We start from the raw sequence: 18,643 nt of genomic DNA, 5'->3' as shown, positions 1-18,643 counted from the left end.
TTTCCGTTTGACAAACGTATGTGAACATATTATAGTCATACATGGCAATTTAAGAATACGTAATATAAAAACTAAACATAAGCGTCTCTTCTCTTTTGGAGAAGGGGCTTTTTTATGTGAATTTTTATGCCGAGGAGGGTTTAATTGATGAGTAAAACAGTAAAAGATGTCATCTTTTTATTAATAGGTTCGTTTGTATTTTCACTTGCAGTTAACATGTTCGTTATTCCAATAGGACTGGGTGAAGGCGGCGTTACGGGTATATCCATTATTTTATATTATACAACGCATCTTTCAACAGGCGTCACTAACTTTATTCTAAACGGTATCTTGCTTATCGTAGGGTATAAATTTTTAGAGAAAAAAACCATCGTCTATACAATGATTACGATTATTACTACATCTATTTTTCTTCACGTAACTGAAGGCTGGGGTCTTCATCTTCACGAAGAGCTCATTGGCATGGTTTTTGCCGGTGTACTGCTAGGCGTTGGAATTGGGATGATTTTGCGAGTTGGTGGAACAACAGCAGGGTCAGCCATTATTGCTCGAATTCTAAATAAGTTTTTAAACTGGAAAGTCAGTCATGCACTTTTAATTGTTGATTTACTAGTGGTATTGGCTTCTTATTTTATTATTGGAATCGAAAAGTTACTATTTACGATCGTCATGCTTTACATTACAACAAAAGTAATTGACTTCGTTATTGAAGGATTTGATGCCAAAAAGGCCGTTACCGTTATTTCAAGCAACAAAAACGAAGTAGCGGACCAAATCAATGAACAGCTTGATCGCGGGGTAACGATTCTAAACGGTCGAGGGAACTATACAAAAGAATCAAAAGAAATTTTGTACGTTGTCATTAATAAACAAGAGCTTCTTAAACTTAAAAAGTTAATTAAAAAAATTGATGATGAAGCATTTGTGATTGTACACGATGTACGAGACGTAATTGGAAAAGGCTTTTTAAGCGCATAAAGCTGTGGTTCTTGGCAATTTTTTCTGACGTTGGTGTTTTCCGAAAAAGTATGATATAAGTGTGTCTAAAGACAATTCAATATACGAAAGGAAGAACCCATATGCGTAATAAAAGGCATGTAAAACGTCTTCTTCAACGTCGAATCCGTTCTTTACGATACGTTGTCTTGATTTTATTTACGATACTGATTTTAAAGTACGTTAGTGAAATTATGTAACTTTTTTATATGAGTCTTATCGCTCATTTGGAGTGCTTTTTCTTTTAAATTAGTAAACCAATTTGTATAATAGGTTTTAAGAAGGAGGAGTTCCATGAGCATTCCTAAACCATTAGTTCAGCTTAATCAACTCTTTATCGTTATAACGGTTTTGCTCGCTTTACTTGCGGCAAAGTGGCTTTTACTTTTGCCTTCTCTCGTTGGAGTAGTCACACTTGCAACAAAGCGTAATCCCGTAATTATGGCAGGGAAAACGCTTCTCCGAAAGCCTGCTTCTTCTTATCAAATGGAAGACCGGGATCAGCAGCTTTTTAACCAATGGATTGCAACGATATGTGTGGGAGTTGCTTTCATTTCCTTTTTAATGGGTTATACGCTTGTCGGCTATTTATTTAGTATAATGGTGATTCTTGCTGCAGGTGTAGCGCTGATGGGGTATTGTATAGGCTGCACGATTCGTTATCGATATATGATGTGGAAATATAAAAGAAAAAAATACCCTGCATAAACAAAGCCTCGAGAAGGCTTTGTTTTTTTTTTGCTCATTTGTATACGTTATCAATAAATTCAATCATCATAACGGATGAAAACAGATGTTAGAGCACCTGTATCCTTTAAAAACCTTTGTTGACAAAGTAAGGTAAACAAATTAAACTTTTTATGATAATAATAATCGTTACGATTTAAAGGGGGGAATTATAGTTAGAGACAGTACATAAAAAAGGATAGCTTTTAATAAAGGAAGGGTTTATATGAAAAAAAAGATAAGTCTGCTATGCTTAACGCTTGCTACGATAGGTATGCTAGCGGCATGTTCGAGTAAATCCGCGAGTACCGGACAAGAGAGGGAAACAAAATCACTTACTTTTGTATCGAATTTTCCAAGTGACACGCTCGATCCACAGTTAAATTACACCACTGTAAGAGCCGGCATTGCGGAAACACTAGTCAAAGTGAATGAGCAATTACAGATTGAACCATGGCTCGCAAAGAAATGGAAAACAGAAGATAATGGGACGACCTGGATATTTGAGATTAGAGGCGGGATTACGTTTCAAAATGGCAAGGATTTGAATGCTGAAGCCGTGAAACATTCGTTAGAAAGAACGATAAAAGAAAGCGAAGCAATGAAAAGTGCACTTAAAATTAAAGAAATGAAAGCCAGTGGCCAAATCTTGATCATTACAACAACAGAGCCGCTTGCTACGCTGCCTTCTGAACTTGTTCATCCAAACACGGCAATTATTGATGTAGATACTTCAGATATAAAAAGTAAACCAGTGGGAACGGGACCATTTAAAGTAGCTTCGTTTAAACCGGATAGTGAAATGAAAGTAAAAAAATACAAAGAATACTGGGACGGGGAACCAAAATTGGATGAAGTTGTGTTAACATTTAATGATGATGAAAATGCACGCACGTCTGCTTTACAATCAGGTGAAGCTGATATTGTATATCGTCCGGCAATTGAAAGCTTAAACACGTTAAAACAAGATTCATCTATTGTAGTAGATATACAGCCGAGCCTCAGAAATCAAATGCTTTTCTATAATTCAAGGCAAGAAGCGTTTAAAGATAAAAATGTGAGAAAAGCGTTTGATGTATTATTAAATCCCACGGATGTTGTCAACACAGCGCTCGCAGGTCAAGGTTCACCAGCAGCAGGTCCATTTTTAGATAGTTTGGATTTTTCGAACGATCAAAAAACGAAAACCTACGGACCAAGTGAGGCTCAAACATATTTAGAAAAAGCCGGTTATATACTCAAGGATGGAAAAGCAATAAAAAATGGAAAACAGCTTTCTTTTAAGCTTGTTACATACCCTTATCGTCCAGAACTGCCTTTGATGTCGCAAATGCTTCAGTCAGAAGCCAAAAAGATTGGTGTGAAAATAGACATTCAACAAGTGGAAAATATGGATGAGTATATGACAACAAAAGATGATTGGGGAATCGTTACATACAGCCTAGTAACCGCGCCGCGAGGAGATGCAGGATATTTCTTTAATGCTCTTTATACGGAGGGAGGGGCATTTAATGTTGGACATTTTCATGAACCAGCATTAGCTTCCATTATTGATGAGCTTAATAAAACCGTTGATCAAAAACAGCGCACTAAGTTAGCAAGACAAGCCGGAGAAATAGCAGAAAAGGAAACACTGCATTCTTCGATTGTTCACCCGAACAATTTTGTAGCCTATAGAGACAATGTGAAAAATTGGGTTACAGCCAAAAGTGAATACTATGTGATAACAAAGGATTTAGATGTGAAGTAGATATGAAATTAATCGGTAAAAGAATACTAGAATTACTCATTTTTTTAGTTATATTATCGTTTCTCAGCTTTGTTTTAATGAAGCTAGCTCCGGGAGATCCGGTTAAGCAAATGCTTCGCGTAGATGACGTGTCAGTGTCTGAGGAACAAATAAATAGTTTGAGAACAGAGCTAGGGTTTAACGAACCTGTATATATTCAATATGGAAAATGGCTGACGCGTTTTTTTCAGTTTGATTTAGGATCGTCGTATATGACAAAAGAGCCCGTCATCGATGAATTGGTAGAGAAGTTTCCGGCTACGCTGCGCTTGACGGTTGCATCTTTGGTTGTGATGCTGTTAATAGCTGTGCCACTCGGAACGCTGTCAGCACTATATCCAAATAAGTGGATTGATTATCTCAGCAGAAGTATTTCTTTAATTGGAGCGTCTATTCCAAGCTTTTGGCTCGGTCTTTTGTTTATACAGCTGTTCTCTGTACGTCTTCAATGGCTTCCTTCAATGGGTACAGGCACAGCAGCCCATCTTGTGCTGCCTTCTTTAACACTTGGTTTTGCCATGTCCGCTGTGTATATGCGAATGATTAGAGCTAGTCTGCTAGAAGGATTGAAACAAGATTTTGTACGATCTGCTCGAGCAAGAGGAATAAGTGAAAGCCGCATTTTTATTTTCCATGCGTTTCGGTATAGCTTAACACCCATTCTTACCATTTTAGGGACAAGCTTAGGGAGTTTACTTGGAGGAACGGTTATTATTGAAGTGCTTTTTGCTTATCCTGGAATCGGAAAACTAGTTATTGATGCGATTATGAATCGTGATTATCCTGTGATTCAAGGGTATATTTTGTGGATGGGCCTGTTTGTTGTTTTAATCAATTCACTTGTGGATTTGAGCTACAAATATGTAAATCCCCAGCTCTATGTAAAGAGAGGGGATAAAACGTGAAAAAGCCGCAGCTTCTTTTTGTAGTAATAAGCATGTGTGGTATTGTGCTTATTTTATTTTGTCTGTTTGGAAGTCAGCTAATACCAATGGACCCCACACAAGTCAATATGCAAGACCGGCTTCAAAAAGCCAACAGTGATCACTGGCTAGGGACTGATCACTTAGGCAGAGATCTTTTTTCACGAATCATAGCTGGAGCTCAGACTACGATTGGAACTAGTTGTCTTGTCTTAGCGCTCTCTCTTTTGATTGGAGTCCCGGTTGGTTTAGTTTCAGGGTATATTGGAGGAAAGATAGATCGCTTTTTAATGAGAATTGTAGATGCTTTTTTAGCTTTTCCTGATTATATTGCAGCCATTGTCTTAAGCGGACTGTTAGGGCCTGGATTATTTAACTTAATTGCTGCGATGGTTATTGTAAAGTGGGTTAGTTATGCAAGGGTAGTGCGGAGTATTGTGCTTCAAGAAAAGTCAAAAGAATATGTGCTGATTGCTAAATTAAACGGAGTGGGAACACTGCCTTTAATCCTTCGCCACTTTCTTCCTCACGTCGGGGGACATATTCTTGTTCTTGCTACGCTGGATATAGGGAAAATCATTTTAATGATGGCCTCATTATCCTATATTGGACTAGGGACTCAGCCGCCTACTCCGGAATGGGGAACGATGCTAAATGAAGGCAGGGCTTACTTTTACAATGCTCCGCAGCTAATGTTGATACCAGGTGTGGCCATTATTTTATTTGTGCTGACGTTTACAGCTTTAGGTGAATATATTCGAGGGAAATATCAAGTTAATCGATAAAAGAGGTGATCGTCATCGTTTTAGAAGTAAAGCATCTAGCCATTTATAATAAAACAAAACAAATCATAAAAGACGTTTCTTTCACAATCGAACAAGGACAGTGGATGGCGCTCGTTGGAGAAAGCGGAAGCGGGAAAAGCATCACTGCTTCTTCGATAGGAGGACTGCTGCCTTCAGGTGTAACGCTTAAAGAAGGCTCTATCACCTTTAAACAGAAAGGAGAGGCTCCTATCCTTGGAAAAGATATTTCGTATATCTTTCAAGATTATCGAAGCGCTTTTACGCCTTTTTTAACAATTGGAAAGCAGTTTGATGAAACGGTTCGTACTCATAGTGAGCTGTCTAAAAAAGACAGGAAAGCCGCCATTTTTCAGGCTTTAAAAGCGGTGAATTTACCTAATGAACGCGTGTATAAAAGCTATGCTGCTCAGCTGAGCGGAGGACAGCTTCAGCGAGCAGCGATTGCTTTAGCGCTGGTGATGAAGCCTGCCTTGATTATCGCAGATGAACCAACTACGGCTTTAGATAGCGTGGCAGCAGCTGAAGTTCTTCAGCTGCTGTATAAGCTGAAAGAAGAAGCTGGCTGTGCCATTCTGTTTATTACTCATGATTTGCGTCATGTGCGGAAATATGCGGACCGGGGAGCCATTATGCTAGCAGGAGAAATTGTGGAAGAAAACAGTATCGAATCTCTGCTTCACACTCCGCGTCATTTTTACACAAAAAAACTGTTTAACGCCATTCCTTCTTTACGGAAAACGCCTGATCGATTGTTAGATACGCAGAAAAAAGTGTTGATATAGGAGTGAGATATGAAAGAAAAAAATATATTACGCGTCACGCAGCTTGTGAAACAGTATAAAGACGTTAAAGCGCTAAATAATGTTTCCCTGCATATCGATAAAGGGGAATGTGTAGGGATTGTCGGAGAAAGTGGAAGCGGAAAAAGTACGCTTGTAAAAAGCGTGCTAAGGTTAACAGAGACTCAGCAGGGAGAAGTATGGTTTGCAGAGAAACCTCTTCACCGGTTAAAAGGGAAAAAACTGCAGCAAGCTCGTCTAGGCATGCAAGTGGTATTTCAAAACCCCGCGGCTTCTTTTAATCCAAAAGTAAAAATCATCGATTCTTTGCTCGAGCCTTTGCGGCAGCAGCGAACCGTTCCTTCATTTTTATCTCATGTGAGCAGAAATGAAAAAGAAATCGCTTTTTATTTGTTAGAAAAAGTCGGACTCAGCTCGGAATATGCCCTGAGTTATCCTCATGAACTCAGCGGAGGACAGCTTCAGCGTGTAGCGATTGCGCGTGCCATTAGCGTAGGTCCGTCTCTGGTACTGTTAGACGAACCAACAGCGAGCCTTGATGTTACGGTACAAGCAAAGATTTTAAATTTATTAAAAGATTTGCAGGAGACTTTTCAGCTGTCTTATCTTTTTATTTCGCATGATTTAGCAGCAGTAAAATTTATGAGCAGTCGCATGATGGTTATGCAGCAAGGCGAGGTTATCAATCAATTTGACCGTGCACAGCTATTTGATAAAAACAGGCATCCCTATACAAAAAAGCTTGTGCGTTTATTTGAATAGAAAATAAAGCTCTTCGTTTAATATACTAAACGAGAGCTTTTTTATAAATGAGAATGAGACAAAGTCAGGGACGCGGCGGTGGAGTATACATATGGATAAAGTGATAGCCTGCTTGGCAGAGCATGATAAAACTAATGGTGAGTACAACAAGAGGAATTAGCTTGTTTTTTCCTCGTTCTTCATATAGTCCGGCTGCGCTTAAAAGAAAGCCAATAGTAGCTAAAGGAGGAGAGGCGCGAAAGAATAAATCTGCAGCTGTAAACCCTTGGTTTGTATATTTATAATAAAAAAATAGACCTGTAATTAATAAAAATAGTCCAATCCAAAACAGCGTAAGTTTTCCAAAAAGGGTTTTAGGCACTGTGTTTTCACTCCTTTTGTCAGTCAAGTACCATAAAATACTAGCATAAAACGTTTTGGTTTGCATTAGAGAAAAAGAACTTGAATGATACAATATGTATAAAAGAACAGGTTTGAAGTAGGAGGAGATGAAGTATTCAAAGCGCTCCATGTAAAAAAATACATATCGTTGGATCCGTTGGAAGTGGAAAAACGACTCTAGCCCGTTTGTTATCCCATAGATTAGAAGTTCCTCACATCGTAAGAAAAAGCCGCTCAGTTGATGAGCGGCTTTTTTTGGTTTTTATTCTATCAACATAGACCCGCATTTTTTTCACAAGCTTTTGCAAGGTTTTTGAGAAGCTGATTAAGAAACTCTTTGTCCATTTTAAGCCACTCTTCCTTTTGCAGTCCTTCTACGATATAGGAAGAAAAAAACCACACGTCGTTTTTGATGGCAGAGCGATTTGTTTCAGCGATTACAGTTAATGCCTTAATGACAGCAGACATCACGGAAACATCTTCTTTTCCATAATGGCGAATTTGATAGAACGCTTTGTACAAATAATCCGTAAAAGAAGGTTTTTCTAGCAGCACTCGAATACGTCCTTCTTCATCGCAATAATAAGGAGAGGAAGAATAGCTTTGTCCAAGTTTGATAAACACTTGCGTGAGCTGTTCAATGCAGTTAATAGCTGTTTCAGGGTCATTAATAGCGGGTGAAATAGCTCTTAATGCAATTTCACTTAGTTTTTGAATACCTAATTTTACGTCTTGGATCGATTCTTGGTCATTTGTAATAAACAAGCAATGAAGAAATTTTTCACGTTCTAACGATTGATTGTGAGTGATTACAGTTAATAACGGTGTGTCTGCTTCTACATACTCTCCGGGTGCTTTTTCGAGTTTAACAATGACATTTAATTTAGATGCTAGTGCTGTTAAATGGTTGAGTTCGATATATTGAATATATCCTTGTCTATTACTTTTAATTTGCAGTGTGTTTTCACTATCAAAATCAACCTGTATTTCATTCTTTGATTCGGGGTGCTTTTGTTGTTCTAGCCGTCTCTCTTCAATGGTAAGCATCGTTTTTTTGGCAATGTTTGAAATTAAATTTCCGACTTTAATCCAGTTGATGACGTGGTGAATCAAAAACACAAACATCCCTAAGCAAATGAATGCTACCACGATGGCTAATGAAGGAACAATAAAAGTATTGCTGACTTGGTTGCTGCGAACTTGAATGAGCACTACAAGCACGTATACGTATCCACCGATAAAAGTGCCAAGCACGCGCTGAGTTTTGGCATCTGTATTAAAGTTCTGAATCGTTCTAGGAGAAAACTGACCTACAAACGTAGTCAGTACTACTAACACAGAAGAAAACGTAATTGTCGTCATCGTTAATAAGGAATTTGATACTGAACTTAAAATAGTATGAGCAAGCTCTTTATCCGTTAGAAACACGGAAGGAACTAACTTTAACCACTGTTTGTGAGCTGTCAAATATCGATCTAAAAATGTACTAATAGTGGCTAAAACAAAAGCAACAATTCCGTATATAGAAGGAGTAATCCAAAAATTAGCTTTTATTCGATTTTGCTGTAGCTTTATTGACATAACGAAATCTCCCATATCATGATTTAATAAGTTCGGACTTTTTTTAGTATGAAGAAAAAAGTTAACCATACTTATCCACCTATTATTACCCTCACCTGCATGTGAAAAACTTCTTTAAGAAAAGTTTTATCATTCATTTGTAAAGGGTAGAGATCAAAAAGGAGGGAAGAGCCGTGGCATTTGATTATTCACTTGACTTTGAACATATCGATTTTAGAAAACATCCTGAAAAGTATAGAGTAGGAAAAGGAGAACAAGGAGTTCTCCTTGTTGAGCCATATAAAAGTGAAATTCTTCCTCACTGGCGTTTTCGTACACCTGACATTGCTGAGGAATCCGCCGACGCCATCTATCAGCTTTTTTTAACCTACAAAGAAAAAAGCGATTTTGTTGGAATGGACATGGCCCGGAAATTTCTCCAAATGGGATACACGCGATCGAGGCGCTACGCGAACTACAAAGGCGGAAAGAAATACAACAAAGACGGCGAGCGTAACGAACGGCAAATTGATGAACAAAAAGCAGAATCGGCATCAATTTTTATGGAAAAATGGAAAGAGGTACGAGAGAATAAAGAGTACTTGCAAATGAAAAAAGAGCATCAAAAAAAGTACGGATAATCAGCTGGGATCCGTACTTTTTTCCTTTGTTATTTCGATTCGTTTAATATGGTGATGTTCAATATCAATGACTTTAAATGAAAAACCTTCGTTTTTGATGCTATCACCTTTAGCAAGATCAAACTTTTCGGTCAGCATCCAGCCGCCAATGGTATCAACGTCTTCTTGTTCAATAGTTGTTCCGAGTAAATCATTTACTTCTTCAATCAACACCTTCGCATCGAGTACGTAGTGATTTTCATTCATTTTGTGTACGTCCGGTACTTCATCATCATCAAATTCATCCCGAATTTCACCAACAATTTCTTCTAAAATATCTTCTACCGTTACAAGCCCTGTTGTTCCTCCGTACTCGTCTATTAAGATGGCCATGTGAATTCTGTCCCTTTGAATTTTAAGCAATAAGTCGTAAATGGCGATTGAATCAATAACTTGAATGATGGGCTTCATATACGTTTGCACGGTACGTGGTTTAATATCATCTTCTTTTATGTAATCCGCTAATATTTCTTTAATATTAACTAATCCCACCACTTGATCTTTGTTTCCATCTACAACTACTGGATAGCGAGTATATTGCTCTACTCTAGCCATTTTTAAGAATTCTTCTATCGTTTCATCTGCTGATACGCTAACAATTTCTGTACGAGGCACCATGATTTCTTTAGCCGTACGATTATCAAATTCAAAAATATTATTCATGAACTTAAACTCCGATTGATTAATTTCACCGCTCTCATAGCTTTCAGATAAAATAATTCTAAGCTCTTCTTCACTATGAGCTACTTCATTTTCAGAAGCTGGCTTCAGGCCGAATAATCCGACAACGCCTCTGGCTGAGTGGTTTAAAAGCCAAATAAACGGATAAAGTAACTTAGAAAAAAGAATAAGGGGACGGGAAAATAACAGCGTCACTTGTTCGGCTTTTTGAATCGCCACCGTTTTGGGCGCAAGTTCTCCAGCTACCACATTTAAAAATGTGACAATCGAAAAAGCAAGAACAAAAGATATGACATGCGAAAGTGATGTAGCAAAAGGAAGCATGTCAATAAGCGGCTCTAATAAATGACCTACCGTAGGTTCACCTATCCAGCCTAGACCCAGTGCGGTAACCGTAATACCCAGCTGTGTGGCTGAAAGATAACCATCTAAATTTGATACTACTTTTTTTGCTGCTAAAGCGTTCCGGTTTCCTTCTTCAATTAACTGGTCAATTCTAGTCGACCGTACCCTAATGACGGCAAATTCCGTTGCAACAAAAAAGGCTGTTAATATGATTAATACGATGAATAAGATGACATTTACTGTTTCCAAATTTATCTCCTTACCCCGTTGAAACGGATAAGGGAACACCTCCTTTATAAAAGTTTGATGAGCTGATTTATATGGTAAATAAAGAATATCATGTATACTGTTCCCTTAATCTCCGTAGAAATAAACTTACCGAAAAGAAAGAGCACTTTTTAATAACCCGCAACATTTTTTGGCAGAAAAAGCGTAAACTAAACACTATAAAATGAACGAAAAGAGATAACGTGATACTTTAAAAGGATGTAAATAGAAGTAGGAGTCGATTGTTTTTATGGAATTTTTTCTGACGATATTAGTCTTATTGGCTTTGATTGGTCTATCTAATATCATTAATCATTTTGTACCATTTATTCCTGTTCCATTAGTTCAAATAGCTTTGGGAGCAGGGCTTGCTATCTTGCCATTTGGCGGAGATGTGCATTTGGAGCCTGAATTATTTTTTATTTTATTTATTGCCCCGCTATTATTTAATGATGGGAAAAACGTGTCCAGAGCTGCTCTTTGGAAGCTTCGTACACCTATTTTATTACTAGCGCTGGGACTGGTTTTTGTAACGGTTGCAGTAGGGGGATATCTAATCAACTGGCTCATTCCTTCCATTCCGTTACCGGCTGCATTTGCACTAGCCGCTATTTTGTCCCCAACAGATGTAGTGGCTGTTGGAGCTATGGCGAGCCGAGTAAAGCTGCCTAAGCGAATTATGCATTTGCTGGAAGGCGAAGGGCTGATGAATGATGCCTCTGGTCTTGTAGCGTTTCAAGTAGCAGTAGCTGCTACCGTAACGGGCGTCTTTTCGATAGTAGATGCTACATTTCAGTTCCTTTGGGTAGCGCTGGGAGGTTTGTTTGTAGGAGCATTTATCGCTTTTCTGATTATCAGACTGCGTGTACTTGTTCGACGTTTAGGAATGGAAGATATTACGATTCATATGTTAATACAAATTCTAACTCCATTTGTTGTCTTCTACATTGCTGAACATTTTCATTTATCAGGAATCCTAGCAGTTGTAGCAGGCGGCATTGTGCATGCGATTGAGCGCGACCGAGAAGAATCACCTAACCAGCAGCTTAAGGTAGTATCAAAAAGTACTTGGACGGTTATTTTATATTTGTTAAATGGCTTGGTGTTTGTACTGCTTGGTCTACAAATACCAAAAGTGGCGAAAGCAATTATTCAAGATCCAAACTTTAATAATGGACAAGTGCTTCTTTATATTTTGATTATTACTGTCTTTTTGCTTGTACTACGATTTATTTGGGTAATGGTGTCATGGTCAGTAGGCTGGTATTACAAAAACAACAAGCATCTAAAACCTGAGCCTCGGTCTATTGGCATTATTACGGTTTCAGGTGTACGAGGAGCTGTTACGTTAGCCGGAGCGTTTTCGATTCCATATACGCTTGATAACGGCAGTGATTTTCCGGAACGCTCTCTGATTATTTTTCTAGCAGCAGGCGTTATATTGTTAACCTTAGTTGCGGCAAGCATTCTTTTACCTGTTATTGCGAAAACAGAAAAGGCGCCGAAAAAGCCTGAGCGCAATACAAAAGAGGTTAAAGCACGCATTAAAGTGCACAAAGCTGCTATTCAGCGGTTAAAAAGAGAAATGACGGAGGAAAATCGTGGAGCAGCGCTTTCGTTAATTTCAACGTATAATACAACGATTAATAACATCATTGTTAAAACTCATCCTTTAGAAGCCTCTGAAAACAAACAGTATGAAGAAGAAATTCGATTGCTGGCTCTTCAGGCCAAGGGGAAATTGGTGGAAAAGCTATTAAAAGAGGAAAACATAGACCGTGAGACAGCGTATATTTGTTTGGAACATACGCACAAGCTTGAAATGGCTGTAACCAATCGGGTAAGGTACAAATTATTGGTGAGTTGGATGAGGTTTAAAAAAGTTTTATTATTACTAGTCCGAATTTTTTCACCGAATAAGCAGGCGTTAAGGAAACAAAGCTTGCGAAGAAGAAGCAAAGTGAACAAAGTACGTATTCAAATGATGGAAGAAGCGATAAAGGTCATTAAAGAAAATATGAACGAAGAAAATCGAATGATTTCACTTGCTATCATTAGTGAATACCATAGATCCATGGCAAGACTTAGAAAAGAGAGTACGGAGTATAATTCAGGAAAACGTAAAAAAGCAACGAGAGATTTATGTTATAAAGCGTTTCATACCGAGCGGGAAACGGTACAAGAACTTTATGAAAAAGGAGAAATCACGCGTGAAATCGCTCATAATATCCGAAAAGATATCGCTTTGCGTGAAGCATTAACAATTGAAGAAAATGGTTATTAAAAAGTCGCAGAGAGTAGCCTCTGCGACTTTTTCTAGTAAGTTTCATTCTATTGCTTTTCAAAAAGATAAAGCTTTCCGTTAACAGCAATATCAAACCGAGGCCCTTTAAAGCCGCGTTTTATAAGTTCTTTACGCATAAACTTCATAATTCCTCCGTGGCTGACAATTAGCAAATCGTCTTCTGACTCGGAAATAGCGCGATCTAGCACTGCTGCTACTTTTCTCTTAGTCTCAGCCATATCTTTACGAGCTTGTTTGTTGATGAGTCCGGACATGCGAAACAGTAATGCCCAGAGGATAAAAGGAAGTTTAAATTTTACTGGAATAATAGGCATAGGTATTTCTCTAAGTTCCGGAAGAAGAGTGATCTCTTGTTTATAAATATGCTTTGCCGTTTTGTGTGCTCGCGGCATATCGCTTGAAAAACAGCGTTTCCATTCAATATTATTCAAGTCAGTCTCTCCATACGTAATATCTGATTCATCATATTCCTGAAACCAAGCCACTAGTTCGTCAGTAGATAAGCGGTGGTTTTCCGGAAGCCCTTTGTTTACTTTGTAATGACGTACTAATGCTACTTTCATTGTGAAATCTCCTTAAAATCTAAGCGTCAAAAACACTTACTCGGCGCAACTTGATTTTCTTATTTAACGTTATTTTCATCATGCTGCACCTCCTTTCAAATATTTGTAAAATAAGTATAAAATGGATTGAGAAAATTGTAAATACGGCATAGAAGAAGATTTTGAGATAAAATAACTGGAAAATGAAACCTTTTCACAAGGTAAAACGTATTACTTATAGATAATTCAAACAAATTGAAATGCATATAAAAGGGTGGATTATAATGATGGATACAGAGAGAAAAGTGAACATCAGAGAAGAGTTTGGAACTTTATTTGCACAAGGGGATTTTAAGAAGCTTTATGATTGTGTAAGCGAAGAATTTAAACGTCAAGTTTCGCTTCAGCAATTTTTAGAGCAGAGCAAATTGTTTAATCAAGGAGAACAGTTCTACAGACTAGAAACAAATCTCTATTTAACTCCTGAAATTGAGCAGTTTATTTGGTTAAATTCTACGCAGACAAAAGCCATCAGCGTCATGTTTGATGAACATAACATTATACAAGCACTTGTGATTGCTCCTATAGAATCATTTTCAGAGAGAGATCGATGGACTACAAACAAATATACGATGCCGATTCAAAGTGAATGGTTTGTCTATTGGGGAGGAAAGCATGAGGTGTTGAACTATCACCATCCAGTCGAAAACCAAAGGTATGCGTATGATTTAGTCGTGCGAAAAGGAAAAAAAAGCTATAAAAATGATGGAATGAAAAACGAAGATTACTATGCCTATGGAAAAAAAGTTGTAGCTCCGCTTGAAGGAGTCGTTATCACAGCAGCTGATGGTCAAGAAGATAATGAAATTGGGCACATGAATAAAAAAAACCCTTTAGGAAATCACGTTATCATTGAGCATGAAGGAAAAGAATACAGCGTGCTTGCACATTTGAAGAAAGGAACGGTTTCTGTGAAAAAAGGAGACGTGGTTCGTAAAGGAACGCTGCTCGGAAGGTGTGGAAATTCCGGGAATTCATCCGAACCTCACATTCATTTTCACGTCATGGATGCCTCTGACATCGAAACTTCAAAAAGTTTGCGAATTCAATTTCATGCGGCCGTTGAACCGATTCGCGGAGATACGGTTATTCCATTTTTTTATTGATTAAAAAGCCATAGCGTTTGCTGTGGCTTTTCATGCAAGGCTTTCCTCAAATATAAAGTCAAGCAGTCGTTGAAACAAGTAAAGGATAATAGCTACGGTAGTCATGACAAGGAAAAGCCCAAAATGACTGATATCATACAGATTATAAAGCCCGATTTTAGCGAGAAAAGGAACAATAACATAACCATGAATCAAATCTAAAATAACGTTAACCATTATGTACAAGATAAACCCAGGATACGTAAGATAAAAGACAAAGATCGTAATCACAATATGAAGGCAATAAATCGTTGCTCCCATGCTAGTAAGAAAAAATACGTTTTCTTGAACCGTCCACCAGTGCATTTTTTCCGCTACTTGATAGGCGATTGTCATCATTAATGCAGCAAATAACCCTACAGTAAAAAATCGTTTAACACGCTGTTTATCAAGCAGCAGCAGTAAAAACCATGGAATAATAAGAATCCCCCATAATATAATTTGATTCATTCATCTTCCCACCTTTTATTTATCAGTAGTTCTTAGTGTAAGAAAGAATTGTAAAAATATACATTTCATAAAGAAAACGTTTACAATAGGGTTTCTTATCTATATACTAAATCTTGAATACTTGTATACAAGTTGGCTAAGGAAGTGATGACACATTAAAAAGGTAACCTACCCGGAAAAATGGCTTCGCGGAGCGTCGCTGGGAGAACAAGTTGTAAGCAAATTAAGAATTCAAATTATGAGCGGCGAGCTGAAGAAAGGAACCACCCTATCGGAAAATCAGCTCTCGGCAGAGTTTGGAATGAGTCGATCTCCTATAAGAGAAGCGCTGCGGGTCCTTTCAAACGAAGGACTTATTGAATTGCAACGAATGGGAGCAGTTGTTATTGGGTTAACAACTAGGGATTTAAACGAGCTGTACGATGTTCGTCTGCTTTTAGAACATTTTGTCTTAGAACGTTTATCTGAAGTTAACCATGATTCGCTTATTAAAAAGCTTGAGCAAAGCATTGATCAAATGAACATGGCAGCTAAATACGATGACTATGTAGAGTTTGCTTATCAAGATTTGCGGTTTCATGAGCTCGTGATTATCGAAGCAGACCACAAGCGGATATTAAAATTGTGGGAAAGCATCCGTGAAATTATTTTAGCTGCTCTTTTAATTACCACTGAAAAAAGATTTCAAGATGATAAAGCAGCTGTTCTTCCACTGATAAAGCAGCATCATGAAATGATTAAAGCATTAAAGTCTCAAAATACAGAACGTATTCAAGATGAAGTGAAGCGTCACTTTGAAGACACGCGGAATACGATAACAGCTTCACTTTTGAATGAAGCATAAAATAAGATAAAAGATTCAAAATATTTTTGGACCTTCTTATCTTCAACTTGTCGACAAGTATACAAAAGGGGATGGAGAAATGAAAGCAGGTATCTACGTTTCAGAAACAAAAGCCGTCATGCAGCAAAAAACGAAACCGGTTATAAAAGAAGGAGAAGCGCTTGTAAAGGTATCTCATGCTGGAATTTGCGGAACGGATATGATGATTTATTTTGGAAAACACCCTAGAGCACAAGCGCCACTTATTATGGGACATGAATTCAGCGGAGTTATAGAAGAGATCCGAGGGGAAACGGAATTTTCTTTAGGTGACCGCGTAGCAGTTGAGCCTACGCTTAGCTGCAGAACGTGCGAAGCCTGTGTAAGAGGACAGTTTCATGTTTGTAAGAAGTTAAAACTAATCGGCATTGATCAAGATGGAGGGTTCGCGGAGTACGTGGCTGTTCCAGTGAACCGCCTTCACCTCTTGCCAGAGAAACTGTCTAGCGCGCATGCAGCTCTTGCAGAACCTGTAGCGGTTGCCGTACATACAGTACGACGCTCGCGATTGAAAGTAGGGGAACAAGCTGTCATTTTAGGAGCAGGACCTATTGGACTGCTGATCGGGATGATTGCGAAACGAGCAGGAGCAAAAAAAGTAATGATCTCAGATATTAGTTCTTATCGCTTAACTAAAGCGAAAGAACTTGGCTTTATACCAATTGATGCAGCGAAAAAAGACGTCGTAAAAGAAGTGCGTTTGCTTACGAATGACGTCGGTGCAGACGTTGTATTTGAAGTAGCCGGAAATCAAATTACAGCAAAACAAATGGTTGAAACAAGCCGTATTCAAGGAGAGATTGTGGTGGTGAGCGTATACAAAAACGTTCCAGAAGTAGATTTAGCAGCAATGCACTTTAAAGAAATTTCATTAACTACAACGAGATGTTATACAAAGGAAGATTTTCAGACGGCTATTGATTTACTGGCAAACGGTGAAATAGCAGCAGATTCTTTAATTTCTCATAAGCTGCCGCTTGAAGATATTCAAGCAGGGTTTGAGTTTATGCAGCGGCCTGATGAATCACTTAAGGTTTTATTTGCACCAAACGGAGAGGGGAATGAACAATGACAGTAGATTTGTTTTCTTTAGATGGTAAAGTAGCAGCGATTACGGGAGCAACAAGAGGAATTGGAAGATCAATGGCGATTGCTTTGGCAGAAGCAGGTTCGGATATCGCTCTTTTGCAGCGATCAAAGGAATTTCTCGGAGTAAAAGAAGAAATTGAACGTCTCGGAAGAAAATGTTTGATTGTTAATTGCGATCTAGAAAATGCTTCTGAAGTAAGCGAAGCAATCTCATCGGTTGTTGCTTATTTTGGCAAGCTCGATATTTTAGTAAACAATGCGGGCATTCAAAGACGTTCACCCGCTGTAGACTTTGCAGAAGAAGATTGGGATGCTGTTATGAACGTTAATTTAAAAACCGTATGGCTGTTATGTCAGCAGGCGGGCCGCCAAATGCTTAAACAAGGAAGCGGGAAAATCATTAATATGGCATCTTTGCTTTCTTACCAAGGAGGTATTACCGTTCCAGCCTATGCTGCAGCAAAAGGAGGAGTTGCTCAGCTTACAAAGGCTTTATCTAATGAATGGGCAGCAAAAGGCGTAAATGTTAATGGAATTGTACCAGGGTATATTGCTACTGATATGAATGAAGCACTTATTAACGATGAAACGCGCAGCAGACAAATCATTGAACGTATTCCCGCAGGCAGATGGGGGGAAGCAGATGATTTTAAAGGAGCGGTTGTCTTTTTAGCATCTGATGCATCTGCCTATATTCATGGGCACTTACTTGCTGTAGACGGAGGCTGGCTAGGAAGATAACGCATGAATGAACGAATTTTTTCATATCATGAACAAACTTAATTAAAAGGAGCGTTCGTGGTATGAAAAGGTGGCTGTTAAATGTGGGTGTTGTTGTCACAGTGCTTATAACTGCTTGGGCGGTGTATACAAAGCCTGAAGAGAAAGAGACTTCCCTATTTTCTTACGATCAGCCTTCTATAGTTGTTCAAAAAGAAAGCACAGACTTTGAAAAAGCGTTAAAAGCTTTTTTGACGCAGCATGGCTTTCAAGAAGTTAGGGTGCTGAATAACTATGCGGAAGCTCAAATTCTGATTCTTCTACCCCGCGAACACCTTTCTTCCCACAAGAAAAGGGAAATTCAGAAAATAATAAATCAAGTTGCCAAACAGTATCACGTTCATCCTGATGTAGTTAATGTTCAGTTATATGAAAAAAGTAAGAAGCCTTTTATCAAGGGAAATCCCCCTCGATAAAAGGCTTTTTTTACTCTTTTTTCTTCTCTTGTTCAGCGAGCTCTTCTTGTCTTTTAAAATGTGATTTTCCTAACGCATACACAAAACTAAAAAACAAAGGAAGTAAAATAGTTAGCAGCACAAGGCGGGTAAGCATATCGCCCAGATCACTTCTCGTTAAGTAAATATTAATAGCTGCAATGACAATATAAATAAAAATACCGAGGTTTCGTAAAAATCTCTTTAGCATAGATGCATTCATTTTTTTCACCTTACTT

20 protein-coding genes and 1 pseudogene are annotated in these 18,643 nt (G+C 38.3%); 15 read left to right on the top strand and 6 right to left on the bottom strand.

What is annotated here, in order from left to right:
• Positions 1-147: 147 nt before the first annotated feature.
• The 7 genes from AC1VNJ_RS05385 to AC1VNJ_RS05355 all read left to right on the top strand — a co-directional run bounded on the left by AC1VNJ_RS05385 (position 148) and on the right by AC1VNJ_RS05355 (position 6,802).
• Positions 148-978 (top strand): YitT family protein, encoded by an 831-nt coding sequence (locus tag AC1VNJ_RS05385; RefSeq protein ID WP_416225505.1) that lies wholly within the window; start codon positions 148-150, stop codon positions 976-978.
• Positions 979-1,290: 312 nt separating this feature from the next.
• Complete coding sequence (locus tag AC1VNJ_RS05380; RefSeq protein ID WP_482640423.1) at positions 1,291-1,704, top strand: DUF4395 domain-containing protein; 414 nt, start codon at positions 1,291-1,293, stop codon at positions 1,702-1,704.
• Positions 1,705-1,948: 244 nt separating this feature from the next.
• The gene (gene nikA / locus AC1VNJ_RS05375) at positions 1,949-3,472 is read left to right on the top strand and encodes a nickel ABC transporter substrate-binding protein (RefSeq protein WP_482640422.1); all 1,524 of its coding nucleotides are present in this window, start codon (positions 1,949-1,951) and stop codon (positions 3,470-3,472) included.
• A gap of 2 nt (positions 3,473-3,474) precedes the next feature.
• Positions 3,475-4,416 (top strand): nickel ABC transporter permease, encoded by a 942-nt coding sequence (gene nikB / locus AC1VNJ_RS05370; protein WP_482640421.1) that lies wholly within the window; start codon positions 3,475-3,477, stop codon positions 4,414-4,416.
• On the top strand, positions 4,413-5,219 hold the full coding sequence (nikC, locus tag AC1VNJ_RS05365; protein WP_033579365.1) for a nickel transporter permease: 807 nt from the start codon (positions 4,413-4,415) through the stop codon (positions 5,217-5,219). The genes nikB and nikC overlap by 4 nt, the downstream gene beginning before the upstream one ends.
• A gap of 5 nt (positions 5,220-5,224) precedes the next feature.
• Positions 5,225-6,022, top strand: a complete 798-nt coding sequence (locus AC1VNJ_RS05360) for an ABC transporter ATP-binding protein (RefSeq protein ID WP_047750653.1) — start codon at positions 5,225-5,227, stop codon at positions 6,020-6,022.
• 9 nt (positions 6,023-6,031) lie between these two features.
• Positions 6,032-6,802, top strand: a complete 771-nt coding sequence (locus tag AC1VNJ_RS05355) for an ABC transporter ATP-binding protein (protein ID WP_482640420.1) — start codon at positions 6,032-6,034, stop codon at positions 6,800-6,802.
• Between the two features lie 64 nt (positions 6,803-6,866).
• On the opposite strand, the gene AC1VNJ_RS05350 is transcribed toward AC1VNJ_RS05355, so the two are convergent.
• Positions 6,867-7,163 carry a hypothetical protein gene (locus AC1VNJ_RS05350; protein WP_482640419.1) on the bottom strand — a complete coding sequence of 99 codons (297 nt, stop codon included), beginning with the start codon at positions 7,161-7,163 and terminating at the stop codon, positions 6,867-6,869.
• Between the two features lie 134 nt (positions 7,164-7,297).
• Here AC1VNJ_RS05350 and AC1VNJ_RS05345 point away from each other — a divergent pair.
• A pseudogene (locus AC1VNJ_RS05345) lies at positions 7,298-7,399 on the top strand (DNA topology modulation protein FlaR); the annotation flags it as partial.
• Between the two features lie 54 nt (positions 7,400-7,453).
• Here the strand turns inward: AC1VNJ_RS05345 and AC1VNJ_RS05340 are convergent.
• Positions 7,454-8,764 (bottom strand): DUF2254 family protein, encoded by a 1,311-nt coding sequence (locus AC1VNJ_RS05340; RefSeq protein WP_318282962.1) that lies wholly within the window; start codon positions 8,762-8,764, stop codon positions 7,454-7,456.
• A 173-nt stretch (positions 8,765-8,937) separates the two neighbouring features.
• On the opposite strand from AC1VNJ_RS05340, the gene AC1VNJ_RS05335 reads away from it, so the two are divergent.
• On the top strand, positions 8,938-9,384 hold the full coding sequence (locus AC1VNJ_RS05335) for a DUF4385 domain-containing protein (protein WP_034268877.1): 447 nt from the start codon (positions 8,938-8,940) through the stop codon (positions 9,382-9,384).
• Here the strand turns inward: AC1VNJ_RS05335 and AC1VNJ_RS05330 are convergent, their stop codons facing one another.
• Positions 9,385-10,698, bottom strand: coding sequence for a hemolysin family protein (locus AC1VNJ_RS05330; RefSeq protein ID WP_482640418.1), 1,314 nt, complete (start codon positions 10,696-10,698; stop codon positions 9,385-9,387).
• A gap of 268 nt (positions 10,699-10,966) precedes the next feature.
• On the opposite strand from AC1VNJ_RS05330, the gene AC1VNJ_RS05325 reads away from it, so the two are divergent.
• Positions 10,967-13,000 carry a Na+/H+ antiporter gene (locus AC1VNJ_RS05325; RefSeq protein ID WP_050690517.1) on the top strand — a complete coding sequence of 678 codons (2,034 nt, stop codon included), beginning with the start codon at positions 10,967-10,969 and terminating at the stop codon, positions 12,998-13,000.
• A 47-nt stretch (positions 13,001-13,047) separates the two neighbouring features.
• Here the strand turns inward: AC1VNJ_RS05325 and AC1VNJ_RS05320 are convergent, their stop codons facing one another.
• Positions 13,048-13,584: a histidine phosphatase family protein gene (locus AC1VNJ_RS05320; RefSeq protein WP_153254067.1), complete on the bottom strand. Its 537-nt coding sequence runs from the start codon at positions 13,582-13,584 to the stop codon at positions 13,048-13,050.
• 263 nt (positions 13,585-13,847) lie between these two features.
• Here AC1VNJ_RS05320 and AC1VNJ_RS05315 point away from each other — a divergent pair, with 263 nt between their 5' ends.
• A complete protein-coding gene (locus tag AC1VNJ_RS05315; protein WP_153254068.1) occupies positions 13,848-14,729 on the top strand; it encodes a M23 family metallopeptidase in 882 nt (293 codons plus the stop codon).
• A gap of 30 nt (positions 14,730-14,759) precedes the next feature.
• Here the strand turns inward: AC1VNJ_RS05315 and AC1VNJ_RS05310 are convergent, their stop codons facing one another.
• On the bottom strand, positions 14,760-15,218 hold the full coding sequence (locus AC1VNJ_RS05310) for a hypothetical protein (protein WP_482640417.1): 459 nt from the start codon (positions 15,216-15,218) through the stop codon (positions 14,760-14,762).
• A gap of 199 nt (positions 15,219-15,417) precedes the next feature.
• Here AC1VNJ_RS05310 and AC1VNJ_RS05305 point away from each other — a divergent pair, with 199 nt between their 5' ends.
• The 4 genes from AC1VNJ_RS05305 (at position 15,418) to AC1VNJ_RS05290 (ending at position 18,386) form a co-directional block, all read left to right on the top strand.
• Complete coding sequence (locus AC1VNJ_RS05305) at positions 15,418-16,062, top strand: GntR family transcriptional regulator (RefSeq protein WP_482640696.1); 645 nt, start codon at positions 15,418-15,420, stop codon at positions 16,060-16,062.
• A gap of 79 nt (positions 16,063-16,141) precedes the next feature.
• Positions 16,142-17,173 carry a zinc-dependent alcohol dehydrogenase gene (locus tag AC1VNJ_RS05300; RefSeq protein ID WP_482640416.1) on the top strand — a complete coding sequence of 344 codons (1,032 nt, stop codon included), beginning with the start codon at positions 16,142-16,144 and terminating at the stop codon, positions 17,171-17,173.
• Positions 17,170-17,931: a glucose 1-dehydrogenase gene (locus AC1VNJ_RS05295; RefSeq protein ID WP_482640415.1), complete on the top strand. Its 762-nt coding sequence runs from the start codon at positions 17,170-17,172 to the stop codon at positions 17,929-17,931. The genes AC1VNJ_RS05300 and AC1VNJ_RS05295 overlap by 4 nt, the downstream gene beginning before the upstream one ends.
• A 62-nt stretch (positions 17,932-17,993) precedes the next feature.
• Positions 17,994-18,386 carry a hypothetical protein gene (locus AC1VNJ_RS05290; RefSeq protein WP_482640414.1) on the top strand — a complete coding sequence of 131 codons (393 nt, stop codon included), beginning with the start codon at positions 17,994-17,996 and terminating at the stop codon, positions 18,384-18,386.
• A 10-nt stretch (positions 18,387-18,396) separates the two neighbouring features.
• Here the strand turns inward: AC1VNJ_RS05290 and AC1VNJ_RS05285 are convergent, their stop codons facing one another.
• A complete protein-coding gene (locus tag AC1VNJ_RS05285) occupies positions 18,397-18,627 on the bottom strand; it encodes a hypothetical protein (RefSeq protein ID WP_482640413.1) in 231 nt (76 codons plus the stop codon).
• Between the last annotated feature and the right edge of the window lie 16 nt (positions 18,628-18,643).

It is taken from the genome of Priestia sp. 3CA3, assembly GCF_056836725.1.
The sequence above is the reverse complement of the archived record's forward strand: the minus strand, read 5'-3'. Positions and strand labels throughout refer to the sequence as shown.

Excerpts from the sequence above, each read along its gene's own strand:
- AC1VNJ_RS05385 (WP_416225505.1), top strand. The coding sequence starts at position 148 with ATGAGTAAAACAGTAAAAGATGTCATCTTTTTATTAATAGGTTCGTTT.
- AC1VNJ_RS05380 (WP_482640423.1), top strand. The coding sequence starts at position 1,291 with ATGAGCATTCCTAAACCATTAGTTCAGCTTAATCAACTCTTTATCGTT.
- nikA (WP_482640422.1), top strand. The coding sequence starts at position 1,949 with ATGAAAAAAAAGATAAGTCTGCTATGCTTAACGCTTGCTACGATAGGT.
- nikB (WP_482640421.1), top strand. The coding sequence starts at position 3,475 with ATGAAATTAATCGGTAAAAGAATACTAGAATTACTCATTTTTTTAGTT.
- AC1VNJ_RS05355 (WP_482640420.1), top strand. The coding sequence starts at position 6,032 with ATGAAAGAAAAAAATATATTACGCGTCACGCAGCTTGTGAAACAGTAT.
- AC1VNJ_RS05340 (WP_318282962.1), bottom strand. The coding sequence starts at position 8,764 with ATGTCAATAAAGCTACAGCAAAATCGAATAAAAGCTAATTTTTGGATT.
- AC1VNJ_RS05325 (WP_050690517.1), top strand. The coding sequence starts at position 10,967 with ATGGAATTTTTTCTGACGATATTAGTCTTATTGGCTTTGATTGGTCTA.
- AC1VNJ_RS05320 (WP_153254067.1), bottom strand. The coding sequence starts at position 13,584 with ATGAAAGTAGCATTAGTACGTCATTACAAAGTAAACAAAGGGCTTCCG.
- AC1VNJ_RS05315 (WP_153254068.1), top strand. The coding sequence starts at position 13,848 with ATGATGGATACAGAGAGAAAAGTGAACATCAGAGAAGAGTTTGGAACT.
- AC1VNJ_RS05310 (WP_482640417.1), bottom strand. The coding sequence starts at position 15,218 with ATGAATCAAATTATATTATGGGGGATTCTTATTATTCCATGGTTTTTA.
- AC1VNJ_RS05300 (WP_482640416.1), top strand. The coding sequence starts at position 16,142 with ATGAAAGCAGGTATCTACGTTTCAGAAACAAAAGCCGTCATGCAGCAA.
- AC1VNJ_RS05295 (WP_482640415.1), top strand. The coding sequence starts at position 17,170 with ATGACAGTAGATTTGTTTTCTTTAGATGGTAAAGTAGCAGCGATTACG.
- AC1VNJ_RS05290 (WP_482640414.1), top strand. The coding sequence starts at position 17,994 with ATGAAAAGGTGGCTGTTAAATGTGGGTGTTGTTGTCACAGTGCTTATA.
- AC1VNJ_RS05285 (WP_482640413.1), bottom strand. The coding sequence starts at position 18,627 with ATGAATGCATCTATGCTAAAGAGATTTTTACGAAACCTCGGTATTTTT.